The organism is Micromonospora cabrerizensis (assembly GCF_022230955.1).
Taxonomy (GTDB): Bacteria; Actinomycetota; Actinomycetes; order Mycobacteriales; family Micromonosporaceae; genus Micromonospora; species Micromonospora cabrerizensis.
On record NZ_JAKKFI010000080.1, the window covers coordinates 1 to 13920 of the forward strand.

Genomic DNA, 13920 nt, shown 5'->3' on the forward strand with positions numbered 1-13920 from the left:
AAAACAGTGGGGCGAACAGACGACGGCCGCGCACGAACCAGGCCGCGCACAGACCAGGCCGCGCACGAACCAGGCCGCGCACAGACCAGGCCGCGCACGAACCAGGCCGCGCACAGACCAGGCCGCGCACGAACCAGGCCGCGCACAGACCAGGCCGCGCACGAACCAGGCCGCGGAGATGTGGCCGGACTCAAGCCCGCGACGCGGAAACTGGATGCCTGCTCCGGCCGATCCCTCGGTGGATGTTCGTAGAGTGCCGTACACGCCGCTCAGTTGCCCGCTGCCGCGTCCGGCGCCGCAGGGGGTGGCTGTGATCGACCACAGCGCTGGGCGGCCCTCTCAGGGCGCGTGGGCATCACGCGTCGCGCTGCACGTCTGGCGGATCAGGTGCAGGCGGGCGTCGACCCTCCCCGACGCCCCCGTTTCACGTGAAACAGAGAAGTCGGTGGGCGACTGACGCCGACCGGCGGAGGGTCGGGTCGGCAAGGCGCTGCGCGGCTCGGGCCGAGTGAGCCGTAAGCGGTCGAGTCGTTCAAGCGTTCCTCGGCACCGGCACCGGCACGGGCACCGGGCACCGCACGGCACCGACACCGGCGCGGCGTGAAACGGCAGAGCGTGGAACGGCGGCCGTTTCACGTGAAACGTGGCCAGCGGGAAGCGGAACGGCCGCGCACCCCCAGGGGTAACGCGGCCGTCGGCGGAGGGAGAGGGCTCAGCCCTCGCTCTCCTCCTGCTGCACTCCGATGATCCCGACGATCCGCTCAAGGTCGTCCACCGTCGCGAACTCAATCGTGATCTTGCCCTTGCTCCGCCCGATGTCCACCTTCACCCGGGTGTCGAACCGATCGGACAGTCGGTCGGCGAGATCGGTCAGAGCCGGCGCGTGCGCCTTTGGCCGGCGCTTCGCGGCCTGCCCCTTGGCCGGCCCGTCGTTCAGTGTGAGAGCCACGATCTCCTCGGTCGCCCTCACCGACAGGCCCTCGGCCACGATCCGCAACGCCAACTGTTCCTGCGCCTCTGCTTCGTCGAGGCTGAGGAGGGCACGGGCGTGACCGGCCGACAGGATCCCTGCGGCCACCCGGCGCTGCACCTGCGCCGGCAGGTTCAACAGCCGGATGGTGTTCGAGATCTGCGGGCGACTCCGGCCGATCCGGCGGGCCAGCTCCTCGTGGGTAGCCCCGAACTCCTCCAGCAGTTGCTGGTAGGCGGCGGCCTCTTCCAGAGGGTTGAGGTTGGCCCGGTGGATGTTCTCCAGCAGGGCGTCGCGGAGCATGGCGTCGTCACGGGTGTCCCGGACGATTGCCGGGATGTTCTCCCGTCCCACCGCCTGGGCGGCGCGCCAGCGCCGCTCGCCCATGACCAGCTCGTACTTTTCGTCGTCGAGCTGCCGGACGACGATGGGCTGGAGGAAGCCAACCTCCTGGATCGAGGTCTTGAGTTCCTCCAGAGCCTCCTCGTCGAAGACCTGGCGGGGCTGCTTCGGGTTGGGCAGGATCGCGTCGACCGGGATCTCGGCGAACCGTGCCCCCGGCACCGGACTGAGCGTGGGCTCCGGCTCGCGGACCGGCGCCCCGACAGGCACCGCGGCGACGGCCTCGGTGACCGCGTCGTCCGCGTACTCGTTCTCCGGCTCGGCCGTCGCGGTGCCAGCGGCAGCCGGCGCCGGCCCGGTCGGGATCAGCGCCCCCAGGCCCCTACCCAGACCGCCCCGAGGACGGTTCTTCATGCCACGCCTCCCAGCGACTCATCCGCACTACGCATTCCGGCCCACCGGCTCCTTGACGCCTCGTTCCGCGATCTCCTGGGCTGCTTCGAAGTAGCTCGTCGCTCCCCGCGAACCGGGATCGTAGGTCATCACCGACTGGCCGTAGCTCGGTGCCTCCGAGACGCGGACGTTGCGGGGGATGACCGCCTGGAGGACCTTGTCGCCGAAGTGGTTCCGGACGTCCTGCTCGACGGCGTCGGCCAGCCGGGTACGGCGGTCGTACATGGTCAGCAGGATGGTGGAGACGTCGAGTTTCGGGTTGAGGTGCTGGCGTACCAGGTTGATGTTGTTGATCAGCTGGTTGAGCCCCTCCAGTGCGTAGTACTCGCACTGGATCGGGATCAGCACCTCCTGCGCGGCCACCAGAGCGTTGACCGTCAGCAGACCGAGCGAGGGTGGGCAGTCGATGAAGACATAGTCGAACTCGCCGGGATAGGCGGCGATCGCCCGGTCCAACCGCGACTCCCGTGCCACCACGGAGACCAGCTCGATCTCCGCGCCGGCCAGGTCGATGGTCGCGGGGACGCACCAGAGGTTGGGGATGCCCTCGACCGCCTGCGCCACCTCGGCCAGCGGAACGCTGTTGATCAGGCAGTCGTAGACGTCCGGGATGCCGGTGTGGTGCGGGACGTTGAGCCCGGTCGAGGCATTGCCCTGCGGGTCGAGGTCCACCACGAGCACCCGGTTGCCGTGCAGGGCGAGTGCCACCGCAAGGTTGACGGTGCTCGTGGTCTTGCCCACGCCGCCCTTCTGGTTGGCGACGCACATGACCCGGGTCCGGTCCGGTCGAGGCATGGTCACCTCGCCACTGGGATTCAGGATCTGCACGGCGCGCATCGCCTCCATAGCCAACGGTGGGTCATCCTCTTCGCGCGTCGGGGTTTCACGTGAAACGTACGTGGGGTCGGCCGCCACTGCGGCCAACGACTCGGTCGAAGCGACCGGCGCTTCGGCAACCACAGGTGCGGCATCCCGAACGACTGCGGCGGTGGGCTGCTGCGGGACCGCGGGCTCGAAGCGAACCGCCGCCGCGGTGTTGCGGCGCCCCGAGGTCGACCGCACCTCGGCGGCGTTGACCGGTCGGCTCAACCCCTCCGGCGTACGACGAACACTCGCCGGCTCCGGAGTGGCCGCGCCCTCCGGCCGCCCCGACCCCGGGGACTGATCGTGTGCTGCCGGCGCATCGCCGTCCGTCGGACCGGTCGAAGACCCGGTCGCGCCGGGCGACCAGCTCGGGTAGTCGGTTTCACGTGAAACGGGATCGCTGGTTGACCCGGTCACGCGTGGATCGTCGTACCTGCCGTCGTCATGCACCTGTCATCCCTGCCCGCTTCGGATGGTCGGTCCGCGCCCCGGTCAACTTTGGCCACACCACGCTCGCAACCCGGAGCGTACGGCCCTCGGGAGCGATCGGAGACCCGCGACGTCCACCGCCCGCTCCACACTATCGACGCGCGGTCAGCCTACGGCGGACGGGCGCGGCCGGTCCACGTCGGGTTCTCATCTCCTCGTCCATCCGTACCGGTACAACGAGGCAACCCACCGGCCGGAAGCCCGATGGCGCGAAGTGTCAGCGTCGGCGGGAGCGACCGGCCCGCGAGCGCTTGCTGGCCGCCGGTCGGGGCGGGCCCACCATCCGCTCGCGCGCGATCTCCACGACAGTGGTGGGCGGGTCGATGACCCCGACGCCGCAGAGGTGCACGGTCGGCTCTCCACCACCGAGCCGCTCCACGACCTCGGCGTGCTCTTCGATCTCCACCGCGGCGGAGGACCCCTTGAGCGCCAGCAGTCGGCCGCCACGAACCGCCAGGGGGAGGCTCCAGCCCGCCAGGCGGTCCAGTGGCGCGACCGCGCGGGCGGTCACCACGTCTCCGCTGATCGGGTCCCGGCCGCTCGATCCGGTGGCCGCCTCGTCCGCCCGGCCGCGGAACACCCGCACCGACTTCGCAAGGCCGAGCCGCTCGACGACCTCGATCAGGAACGACGTACGTCGGGCCAGTGGCTCGATCAGGGTGACCGTGAGGTCGGGACGGGCGATGGCGAGGACCAGGCCCGGCAGGCCGGCACCGGAGCCGACGTCGAGCACTGTCGCGCCGGGCGGGATCCGCTCGGCGACCGCCGCGCAGTTGAGCATGTGCCGGTCCCAGATCCGGGGTGCCTCCCGAGGGCCGATCAGACCGCGGACGACGCCGTCGGTGGCCAACAGCTCGGCGTACGCGGCGGCCAGGTCGAGACGGTCGCCGAAGAGAGTCAGTGCGGCCGGGGCCAGCTCGGGTGGCAGAGCCGCGTCAGCGGGCGACGGGGCGGTGTCGGGGCGGGCCGATTCGGCGTCAGCGGGCTGGACAGCGGACGGCCCGGGCGGCGTGCCGCCCGGGCCGGTCACGGTGTCGGCCGTGATGTCGTCGTGGGTCACCCGGTCAGTCCGCCGGCCGTACGACGATGCGCCGGTTCGGCTCGACACCCTCGGACTCGCTCGCCACGCCGGACATGGCGTTGACCACGTCGTGCACACACTTGCGCTCGAACGCGGACATCGCGTCGAGGCGTACCGGCTCGCCGTACTCCTTGACCTTCTCGACGGCGTTCTTGGCGACCGCGGCGAGTTCCTTGCGACGGTTGGCCCGGTAGCCGCCGACGTCGAGCAGCAGACGGCTCGGCGTCCCGGTCTGCCGGAAGACGGCGAGGCGGGTGAGCTCCTGGAGGGCCTCCAGGGTCGCCCCACGCTGACCGACCAGATTCTGGAGCCGCTCGCCGACCACCTCGACCATGGGGCGGCCCGCGGCGACCAGCTCGTCGATGTCGCCGTCGTAGTCGAGGATGTCGAGCAGCCCTTCGACGTAGTCGGCCGCGATCTCGCTCTGCCGGAACAGGTCGCCCTCGCCGACGGCCTTCTTCGTCCGGCCGCCGGTCGCGGCGGTGCCGGCGTCGTCGTCCGCCTCGGTGTCGTCGTCCTCGGTGTCGTCGCCGTCCACCGCGAGCGTTGCGGTCTCCTCCTCGTCCAGGGACTGCTCGGCGCGGGGGATGCTGGTCTCGGTCACGGTCTCATCTCCGTACTCGCTCGGCCGGACCGTCGGGTCCGACTGGTTTCCCGGGGCCGGCGGGAGGTCGCCGGTGCCCACAGGCACGTCTGTACGGGCAGTGTCGCCCGTGGCCGCGCGGTGCGCGGGCGGTTCCGACCGGCGCCGGCCTCACGGCGGCTGCGCGGTGCGGAAGGGGCCGCCACCAGTCACCTGGCGGCGGCCCTGAGCGGTCAGCCCTGCCGCTTGGCGGGGCGGCTCTTCTTCGGGTTGTTCGTCGGCTTCGCACCCGGCTTCGGCCCGGCCACCTTGGGCGCGGCGGCCTTGACCGGCGCGGGCGGGGCCGACTTGCCCCGGCCGAACAGACCGCCGGTCTTGGCGGGCTGCACCGGGTTACGACTGGCGGCGGGGGCAACGGCCTTCTTGGCGGTCACCGGCGGCGGGAACTTCCGCAGCACCCACTGCTGCTGGCCGAGGGTGAAGAGGTTGTTGGTGACCCAGTAGATGATCACACCGATCGGGAAGATCGCGCCGGAGATCAGCAGAGACGCGGGGATGCCGTAGAGCATCAGGCGCTGGATCATCCGCTGCTGCGGGTCCTCGGCCCAGCCGGTCTTCAGGATCATCTGACGGCTGGTCAGGTAGGTGGTCGCGATCATGACCAGGACCAGGACACCAGCAATGATCTTCACGGTGGTGCCGTTGGCGCCGAGGCTGGCCAGCTCGTCCGCGGTGGAGCCGAACTTGCCGGCGATCGGGGCGGTGAACAGCTTCGCCTGCGAGGCGCTCTGGAACTGGTCGACCGTCCAGCCGTAGAGGGTCTTGTTCTGCTTGTCCGGGTCGAGGCGGCGCAGCACGTGGAAGAGGCCGAGGAAGACCGGGATCTGAAGGAACATCGGAAGGCAACCCATCAGCGGGTTGGCCTTCTCCTTCTTGTACAGCTCCATCATTTCTTTCTGGAGCGTCTCCCGGTCACCCTTGTGCTTCTCCTGAAGCTCCTTGACCTTGGGCTGGAGCGCCTGCATCGCCCGCTGCGACTTGATCTGCTTGACGAAGACGGGGAACAGGATCACCCGGACGGTGACCACCAGGAAGACGATGGCCAGGATCCAGGCGAAGTTGGTGCCGATGACCGCGCCGACCGGCACCCCGATGGCGTCCCAGGCAGAGTGCCAGGTCAGCAGGATCCACGAGATCGCATAGTAGATCCAGTCAAGACTGAACAATTCTCAGGCTCCAGTCACATCGGCACGGCGGCGACCGCCCGGCTCCGGCACCGGGTCATGTCCACCAGGGTGGAAGGGGTGGCAGCGCAAAAGCCGCCGGACCGCGAGCGCGGCTCCCCGGAGGGCACCGTGCCGGACCACCGCCTCCTGGGCGTACGCACTGCACGACGGGTAGAACCGACAGCGGGCCGGCAGTGCCGGACTTATCCACCGACGGTACGCGATGATGGGGGCGATCAGCACCCTGGCACCGGTTGACGTGCGGCGCGGGGTGGTCGGGTCGGCGCTCATCGTGGCCGCCGCTCTCGGGACGACCGGGCAGCCGCGAGGGCGGCGTCCAGGTCGGTGGCGAGCCGGGGGTACGACGCCTGCGCCGCGGCGGGCAACGCTCGAACGACCAGCGTGCTGCCCTCGGGCAGAGCGGCGAGCCGCTCTCGGACCAGTTCCCGTAGTCGGCGCCGGACCTGATTGCGGGTCACCGCGTTGCCGACGGCCTTGGACACGACGAAGCCGGCGCGGGACGGCGCGGAGAGCTGCTCCGCACTGTTGTCCCGCACCGGCTGCGGCGAGGTCGGTGTGCTCGGGTCGGCGCTCACCGGCGTGGTCAGGTGGACCACGACGGCGCCACGTCCGGCGCGCCGGCCACCACGGACCGCTGCGGCGAAGTCAGTGCTGCGCCGCAGTCGCTGCGCGGCGGCCAGCACGACTGCCCACGTCCCCTGGACCGGCCCGGTCGGCTCAGGCCGACAGGGTGGTGCGACCCTTGGCGCGACGGCTCGACAGGATGGCACGGCCGGCACGGGTGCGCATGCGCAGCCGGAAGCCGTGGGTCTTCGCGCGCCGGCGGTTGTTCGGCTGGTAGGTGCGCTTGCTCACGTCAGGCTCTCCGTTTTCGTACGCGCCCCGTGCGACGGGATCGCCGGGGTCGTGTGGTGGTCCAGGCCACCTCGACGGTGGCCCACGATCGGTGCTGTCCGGCGGAGCGGAACCTCGGCGATGCGGGGGATGCGACCGCGGACAGCAAGCACCCATCACCCTAGCAGAGGGCGAGAAAGCAACCGTTCCAGCCTACGCAGGGGTGCAATGACCGTCAAACACCCCGAGGAGCGGCCAACAGGACGCGCCCGAGCCGAAGGGCGGTTTTCGCTGATGCCGAGAAGGGCGCCGCCGCGTCGCCGGTTGATGGCGCAGGGACAACGCTGTTACCGTGCCCGATTGCGGTGAGCGTCGGAAGCTCCGGTCGTCGCACAGGCAAGACCGGACAAGGCAGTGAATCGTTCGGCACGGTGAACCCGCTTCAACGCCCGTTCAGGCAGGGGCAGGTCCCACCCGCATCCGGCGGCGGCCACAATCGGTCGGTACACAGGCTGTGGATAACTTGTGGATGACCACCGGTCGACCGTCAGGTGGGTGTTGTTCCACCCGCGAACGCGGCGGGCCCGGGACGGCCGGCTGGCAGACAGCGGCGGCCGGGAGCAGAGGCGAGGGGGTGGCACGACGGTGGCCGGTACGACCGACCTTGCCGCAGTGTGGTTAGCGGCGACCGACGAGCTAGCCGACGAGATCATCTCCGCCCAGCAGCGTGCCTATCTCCGCCTGACCCGGCTGCGGGCGATCGTCGAGGACACTGCGCTGCTCTCCGTCCCGGACGCGTTCACCCGCGACGTGATCGAGTCCCGGCTGCGCCCGGCGATCACCGAGGCGCTCACCCGTCGGCTCGGCCGACCGATCCAGGTGGCGGTGACCGTTCGGGTCGCCGAGGACGCCACGGGCCGACCCGCCGGCACTGTCTACCGCAGCGCTCCGGAGACCAGCCCGTTCGACGCCGAGGGTCCGGCCGCGCCCTTCGATGACGACCAGGGCGCACGGCAGCATTCCGAGACGCTGATCCCTGAGCAGTCACACCCGCCGCGTTCGCCCGAGCCGGTCGCGCCACCCGCACCCGCTGGTCCGCCGCTCGCGCCGAGCGTCGACGCGCATCGTCCCGGGATGATCCCCGCCAGCAGGGACGGGCAGGAGGCGCTGTTCAGCGCCTCCTTCGCGGAGCCGATGCGGTCGCCCCGACCGGGAGCGGACCGGCGCGGCTACGACGAGCAGGCCGGTCGCCTGGACCCGCCGGGCCCGGACACGCGGCCCTACGAGCCCCGTTACCGGGAGGACTCGGCGTCGCCGCGCGACCAGCACGTGATCCGCGCGCTGCCCCGGGACAGCGGAACGGACAGCGGCCCGGGCCGCAGCGGGGTGGATCATCGCGCGGGTGGCCGCGACGACCGCAGGCTGCCCGGCGCCGACACCGGCGGCAACCGGCTCAACCCCAAGTACATGTTCGAGACGTTCGTCATCGGCTCGTCCAACCGGTTCGCCCACGCGGCGAGCGTGGCGGTGGCGGAGTCGCCGGCGAAGGCGTACAACCCGCTCTTCATCTACGGTCACTCCGGCCTGGGCAAGACCCACCTGCTGCACGCCATCGGGCACTACGCCACGACGCTCGGCAACGCCCGCTCGGTCCGGTACGTCTCGACCGAGGAGTTCACCAACGACTTCATCAACTCGCTCCGGGACGACAAGACCAGCGCGTTCCAGCGGCGCTACCGCGACGTCGACATCCTGCTGATCGACGACATCCAGTTCCTGGAGAACCGCGAGCGCACCCAGGAGGAGTTCTTCCACACCTTCAACACCCTGCACAACGCCAACAAGCAGATCGTGATCACCTCCGACCGGTCGCCGCGGCAGCTCGCCACCCTCGAGGACCGGATGCGCACCCGGTTCGAGTGGGGGCTGCTGGCCGACATCCAGCCGCCGGACCTGGAGACGCGGATCGCGATCCTGCAGAAGAAGGCGGCGCAGGAGCGGATGTACGCCCCGCCGGACGTGCTGGAGTTCATCGCGTCCCGGGTGTCGAACTCGATCCGCGAGCTGGAGGGGGCGCTGATCCGGGTGACGGCGTTCGCCAGCCTGACCCGGTCGACCGTCGAGCTGTCCCTGGCCGAGGAGGTGCTTCGGGACTTCATGCCCGACGGCGCCGGTCCGGAGATCAACGCTGACCAGATCATGGCCTCGACCGCCGACTACTTCGGGGTGAGCCTGGAGGACCTGCGCGGCCAGTCCAGGTCGCGGGTGCTCGTCAACGCCCGGCAGGTGGCCATGTACCTGTGTCGGGAGCTGACCGAGCTGTCCCTGCCCCGGATCGGGCAGGCCTTCGGTGGCCGGGACCACACCACGGTCATGCACGCCGACCGGAAGATCCGGCAGCAGATGGCGGAGCGCCGCTCGCTCTACAACCAGATCGCCGAGCTGACCAACCGCATCAAGCAGAACAGCTGAGGCGTACGACGGCCGTCGCGACGGCCCACAACTCGGGACACGCCCGGCCGGATCTCCGGCCGGGCGGTCTTTTTTTCGTCCTCGGCTGGACTCTCGACATGGTGCAGACCACATCATCGAGGCCGTGACCGCCTCGACGCCCACTCGTTGTCCACAGCTCGTCATCCACCGTCGGTGGATAACTACGGTCCGTCCTTCGACAGTTACCCACAGGCTGTGGAGAAACCCTGTGTATGGAGCTGTGGACGCCTGGGGACAACCGTCACGTTATCCACCGATGACGGTCCACCTGTGCATGAGCTGTTGAAGGTTCTGGGGATGACGGCAATGGTGATCTTCACCTTCCTCCACAGGCTTGGGGAGAAAGGCGGTGGATTACCGGTGGACAACCGGTGGACAACGGTGGACAACCGGCCGGCCGGACCGGGCTGTGGACACGCAAGCCAGTTGTACCCCCGGTTCTCCACAGCTAAATCACCGGTGGATACCCTCTCTGAGCTGCGCAGACGCGAGTTGTCCACAGTTTGCACAGGTGCGATGAAGACGATGAGTTATCTCTTCTAAGAGAACAAAAACCAATCATCACCGTTGGGCTTTCTGTGGATCGGGCCGAACGCTGCCGGATCAGCCGGTCAGCATCGACACGATCCATGGGGTCGGGCGCACAGCCGATGCCTACGCGCCCTAAGGTGCGATGGGTACCCGCACGGTTGGGCGGGACGGTAGGCAGCGGTCGGCATGAGAGAGTTGTCGCTGACGTCGACGCGGAGGCATTGATGAAGTTCCGAGTAGAGCGCGACGCGCTCGCTGAGGCCGTGGCCTGGACCGCGAAGAGCCTGCCCAACCGGCCATCCGTACCGGTGCTGGCCGGGGTGATGCTCCGCGTCACCGACGGCAACCTGCGGGTCTCCGGGTTCGACTACGAGGTTTCCAGCCAGGTCACCGTCGAGGTGCAGGGTGACGCCGACGGCGCCGCCCTCGTCTCCGGCCGCCTGCTCGCCGAGATCACCAAGGCGCTGCCGGCCAAGCCGGTCGACATCGCCGCGGTCGGCGCCCACCTCGAGCTGGTCTGCGGCAGTGCCCGGTTCACCCTGCCCACCATGCCGGTGGAGGACTACCCGGCGCTGCCCGAGATGCCGCAGAGCGCCGGCACGGTCGACGCCGCCGCGTTCGCCACGGCGGTCTCCCAGGTGGCCATCGCTGCCGGCCGGGACGAGACCCTGCCGATGATGACCGGCGTCCGCGTCGAGCTCTCCGGCACCACGCTGTCGATGCTCGCCACCGACCGCTACCGGCTGGCACTGCGCGAGATCCAGTGGCGACCGGACGACCCCGACGTGAGCATCAACGCCCTGGTGCCCGCCCGCACCCTGAACGACACCGCCAAGGCTCTCGGCCCGCTGGGCGGCGAGGTCATCCTCGCCCTCGCCCAGGGCGCTGCGGGCGAGGGCATGGTCGGTCTGGCCGGCGGCACCCGACGCACCACCAGCCGCCTGCTCGACGGCGCCAACTACCCGCCGGTGCGGTCGCTCTTCCCGGCCACCCACAACGCCGCGGCCCGGGTGCCGGTCAGCACCCTGATCGAGGTCGTCAAGCGCGTCGCGCTGGTTGCCGAGCGCACGACCCCGGTGCTGCTCAGCTTCAGCGCCGACGGCCTGGTGGTCGAGGCCGGCGGTTCCGAGGAGGCCCGCGCCAGCGAGGCGATGGAGGCCACCTTCACCGGTGACGTGCTGACCATCGGGTTCAACCCCCAGTACCTCATCGACGGCCTGGCCAACCTGGGCTCCCAGACCGCCGTTCTCTCGTTCGTCGACGCCTTCAAGCCCGCGGTGATCTCTCCCGCCGACGAGGATGGCGAGGTAATTCCGGGGTACCGGTACCTCATCATGCCGATCCGCGTCTCTCGCTGATCGCGCCCAGCAACACCCAGATCCACGGAGGTAGAAACACATGCAGCTCGGCCTTGTAGGACTCGGCCGTATGGGCGGCAACATGCGGGAGCGGTTGCGCGCCGCTGGGCACGACGTTGTCGGCTTCGACCACAACGCGCAGATCAGCGACGTAACGACCCTCGCGGGCCTGGCAGAGAAGCTTGAGTCGCCCCGCGCGGTCTGGGTCATGGTGCCCGCCGGTGTCACCGACGCGACCATCGACGAGCTGGCCGCGGTGCTCGGCGAGGGCGACATCATCATCGACGGCGGCAACTCGCGGTTCAGCGACGACGCACCCCGGGCCGAGCGGCTCAACGAGCGGGGCATCGGCTACCTCGACGTCGGCGTCTCCGGCGGCGTCTGGGGCCGGCAGAACGGCTACGGGCTGATGGTCGGCGGTGCCCAGGAGCACGTCGACCGGCTGATGCCGATCTTCAGCGCCCTCAAGCCGGAGGGCGAGTTCGGCTTCGTGCACGCCGGCCCGGTCGGCGCCGGGCACTACTCGAAGATGGTGCACAACGGCATCGAGTACGGCCTGATGCACGCCTACGCCGAGGGCTACGAGCTGATGGCCGCCTCGGAGCTGGTGACCAACGTGCCGGGCGTGATCAAGTCCTGGCGGGAGGGCACCGTCGTCCGTTCCTGGCTGCTCGACCTGCTGGACCGGGCACTGGACGAGGACCCGGAGCTGGCCGAGCTGAGCGGCTACACCGAGGACACCGGCGAGGGCCGGTGGACGGTCGACGAGGCGGTCCGGCTGGCCGTGCCGCTGAACGTCATCACCGCCTCGCTGTTCGCCCGATTCGCCTCGCGGCAGGACGACTCGCCCGCCATGAAGGCCGTCTCCGCGCTGCGTCAGCAGTTCGGTGGCCACGCCGTCCACAAGCGCTGAGCGGTATCCACAGCCTGTGTACGTCCAACGGTTGGAACTGGTCGACTTTCGCTCGTACGAGCGGGTGGCCGTCGACCTCCAGCCGGGGGCGAACGTCCTGATCGGCGCCAACGGCGTCGGCAAGACCAATCTCGTCGAGGCGCTGGGCTACGTGGCGACCCTGGATTCGCACCGGGTCGCCACCGACGCGCCTCTGGTCCGGATGGGCGCTGCGTCGGCGGTGATCCGCTGCGCGGTGGCCCACGACGGTCGGGAACTCCTGGTCGAGTTGGAGATCGTGCCCGGCAAGGCCAACCGGGCGCGGCTGGGCCGGTCACCGGCGCGGCGGGCCCGGGACGTGCTCGGCGCCCTGCGACTCGTGCTCTTCGCCCCGGAGGATCTTGAGCTGGTCCGTGGTGACCCGTCCGAGCGCCGCCGTTACCTGGATGACCTGCTGGTCAACCGTCAACCCCGGTACGCGGGTGTGCGGGCCGACTACGAGCGGGTGGTCAAGCAGCGCAACGCTCTGCTGCGCACCGCGTACCTGGCTCGCAAGACCGGCGGGTCCCGGGGCGGCGACCTCGGCACCCTTGCCGTCTGGGACACGCACCTGGCCCAGCACGGCGCGGAGTTGCTGGCCGGCCGGCTGGAGCTGGTCGCCGCGCTCACCCCGCACGTCGCCAAGGCGTACGACGCGGTGGCCGCCGGTCGGGGTGCGGCCAGCATCGCCTACCGGCCCTCGATCGAGCTGGCCGAGCCGACGACCGACCGGGCCGCGCTGGCGGAGGCGCTGACCGCCGCCCTGGCCGCGTCCCGCTCCGCGGAGATCGAACGGGGCACCACGCTGGTCGGCCCGCACCGCGACGAACTGGCGCTGACCCTCGGGCCACTGCCCGCCAAGGGGTACGCCAGCCACGGTGAGTCGTGGTCGTTCGCGCTCGCGCTGCGGCTGGCCGGTTACGACCTGCTGCGCGCCGACGGCATCGAGCCGGTGCTGGTGCTCGACGACGTGTTCGCCGAGTTGGACACCGGCCGCCGGGAGCGGCTGGCGGAGCTGGTGGGTGGGGCGAGTCAGCTGCTGGTCACCTGCGCTGTGGACGACGACGTGCCGGCCGCTCTGCGGGGCACCCGCTACCAGGTCGGCGAAGGGACGGTACGCCGTGTCGGATGAGCCACGCCGCAAGCGGCCCGAGGCCGGCAAGGGCGACGCCGCTGCCGCGCGTACCCCCGGAGCGGAATCGACCGGCGGTGAGCCGGCGGCGGCCGCCAGCGGGCCGGAGCTTGCCCGGGCGGTGCTCGACGCGGCGCTGACCAAACGGCAGCAGGCGGCGCGCGCCCGGCGTACCCCCGGCGGTGCGGGCGGCGACGCGGCCGGCGGCTCGGGGCGGCGGTTGCGCGGCTACTCGGGCCCGGGCCCCGACCCGCGCGATCCCCAGCCGCTCAGCGCCGTGCTGAACCGGTTGGTGAAGGCGCGCGGCTGGCAGCAGCCGGCGGCCGAGGCCACGGTGTTCGGCGCCTGGGAGCGGGTCGTCGGCGCGGAGGTCGCGCAGAACAGTCGCCCGGTCAAGCTGGAGAACGGCGAGCTGACCGTGGAGGCGCGCTCGACGGCGTGGGCCACCCAGCTGCGGCTGCTCGCCGGCTCGTTGCTCAAGCAGATCGCCAGCGAGGTCGGGCACAACGTGGTGCGCAAGCTGCACATCCACGGCCCGGCCGCGCCGTCCTGGGCGAAGGGGCCGCGTCGGGTGCGCGGCCGGGGCCCCCGCGACACGTACGGCTGACGGGC

The 13920-nt window shown here is 70.6% G+C and carries 13 protein-coding genes; 5 read left to right on the forward strand and 8 right to left on the reverse strand.

Features of this window, described 5'->3' with window-relative positions; all coding sequences use genetic code 11:
* Window positions 1–712: 712 nt before the first annotated feature.
* The 8 genes from LADH09A_RS20810 to rpmH all read right to left on the reverse strand — a co-directional run bounded on the left by LADH09A_RS20810 (window position 713) and on the right by rpmH (window position 6884).
* Window positions 713–1726 (reverse strand): ParB/RepB/Spo0J family partition protein, encoded by a 1014-nt coding sequence (locus tag LADH09A_RS20810; protein ID WP_238647156.1) that lies wholly within the window; start codon window positions 1724–1726, stop codon window positions 713–715.
* A gap of 27 nt (window positions 1727–1753) precedes the next feature.
* On the reverse strand, window positions 1754–2725 hold the full coding sequence (locus LADH09A_RS20815) for a ParA family protein (protein ID WP_372492321.1): 972 nt from the start codon (window positions 2723–2725) through the stop codon (window positions 1754–1756).
* 610 nt (window positions 2726–3335) lie between these two features.
* The gene (rsmG, locus tag LADH09A_RS20820) at window positions 3336–4034 is read right to left on the reverse strand and encodes a 16S rRNA (guanine(527)-N(7))-methyltransferase RsmG (RefSeq protein WP_372492322.1); all 699 of its coding nucleotides are present in this window, start codon (window positions 4032–4034) and stop codon (window positions 3336–3338) included.
* Between the two features lie 148 nt (window positions 4035–4182).
* The gene (locus LADH09A_RS20825; RefSeq protein WP_238647157.1) at window positions 4183–4803 is read right to left on the reverse strand and encodes a Jag family protein; all 621 of its coding nucleotides are present in this window, start codon (window positions 4801–4803) and stop codon (window positions 4183–4185) included.
* Window positions 4804–5015: 212 nt separating this feature from the next.
* Complete coding sequence (yidC, locus tag LADH09A_RS20830) at window positions 5016–6008, reverse strand: membrane protein insertase YidC (protein ID WP_238647158.1); 993 nt, start codon at window positions 6006–6008, stop codon at window positions 5016–5018.
* A 3-nt stretch (window positions 6009–6011) separates the two neighbouring features.
* Window positions 6012–6299 carry a membrane protein insertion efficiency factor YidD gene (gene yidD / locus LADH09A_RS20835; RefSeq protein ID WP_238647159.1) on the reverse strand — a complete coding sequence of 96 codons (288 nt, stop codon included), beginning with the start codon at window positions 6297–6299 and terminating at the stop codon, window positions 6012–6014.
* Window positions 6296–6712: a ribonuclease P protein component gene (gene rnpA, locus LADH09A_RS20840; RefSeq protein ID WP_238647160.1), complete on the reverse strand. Its 417-nt coding sequence runs from the start codon at window positions 6710–6712 to the stop codon at window positions 6296–6298. Before rnpA ends, yidD begins: the two co-directional genes overlap by 4 nt.
* A 34-nt stretch (window positions 6713–6746) precedes the next feature.
* Window positions 6747–6884, reverse strand: coding sequence for a 50S ribosomal protein L34 (gene rpmH / locus LADH09A_RS20845; RefSeq protein WP_007453904.1), 138 nt, complete (start codon window positions 6882–6884; stop codon window positions 6747–6749).
* A 624-nt stretch (window positions 6885–7508) separates the two neighbouring features.
* On the opposite strand from rpmH, the gene dnaA reads away from it, so the two are divergent.
* From dnaA to LADH09A_RS20870, 5 genes are all read left to right on the forward strand, one after another.
* On the forward strand, window positions 7509–9335 hold the full coding sequence (gene dnaA, locus LADH09A_RS20850) for a chromosomal replication initiator protein DnaA (protein ID WP_238647161.1): 1827 nt from the start codon (window positions 7509–7511) through the stop codon (window positions 9333–9335).
* Window positions 9336–10111: 776 nt separating this feature from the next.
* Window positions 10112–11245: a DNA polymerase III subunit beta gene (gene dnaN / locus LADH09A_RS20855; RefSeq protein WP_238647162.1), complete on the forward strand. Its 1134-nt coding sequence runs from the start codon at window positions 10112–10114 to the stop codon at window positions 11243–11245.
* Between the two features lie 40 nt (window positions 11246–11285).
* Window positions 11286–12158, forward strand: a complete 873-nt coding sequence (gene gnd / locus LADH09A_RS20860) for a phosphogluconate dehydrogenase (NAD(+)-dependent, decarboxylating) (protein WP_238647163.1) — start codon at window positions 11286–11288, stop codon at window positions 12156–12158.
* Between the two features lie 16 nt (window positions 12159–12174).
* The gene (gene recF, locus LADH09A_RS20865) at window positions 12175–13308 is read left to right on the forward strand and encodes a DNA replication/repair protein RecF (RefSeq protein WP_238647164.1); all 1134 of its coding nucleotides are present in this window, start codon (window positions 12175–12177) and stop codon (window positions 13306–13308) included.
* On the forward strand, window positions 13298–13915 hold the full coding sequence (locus tag LADH09A_RS20870) for a DciA family protein (protein ID WP_238647165.1): 618 nt from the start codon (window positions 13298–13300) through the stop codon (window positions 13913–13915). The genes recF and LADH09A_RS20870 overlap by 11 nt, the downstream gene beginning before the upstream one ends.
* Window positions 13916–13920: the final 5 nt, after the last annotated feature.

What these genes read in the sequence shown, in the direction of transcription:
- LADH09A_RS20810 (WP_238647156.1), bottom strand. Translation starts at nt 1,726, where the DNA reads ATGAAGAACCGTCCTCGGGGCGGTCTGGGTAGGGGCCTGGGGGCGCTG.
- yidD (WP_238647159.1), bottom strand. Translation starts at nt 6,299, where the DNA reads ATGAGCGCCGACCCGACCACCCCGCGCCGCACGTCAACCGGTGCCAGG.
- dnaN (WP_238647162.1), top strand. Translation starts at nt 10,112, where the DNA reads ATGAAGTTCCGAGTAGAGCGCGACGCGCTCGCTGAGGCCGTGGCCTGG.
- gnd (WP_238647163.1), top strand. Translation starts at nt 11,286, where the DNA reads ATGCAGCTCGGCCTTGTAGGACTCGGCCGTATGGGCGGCAACATGCGG.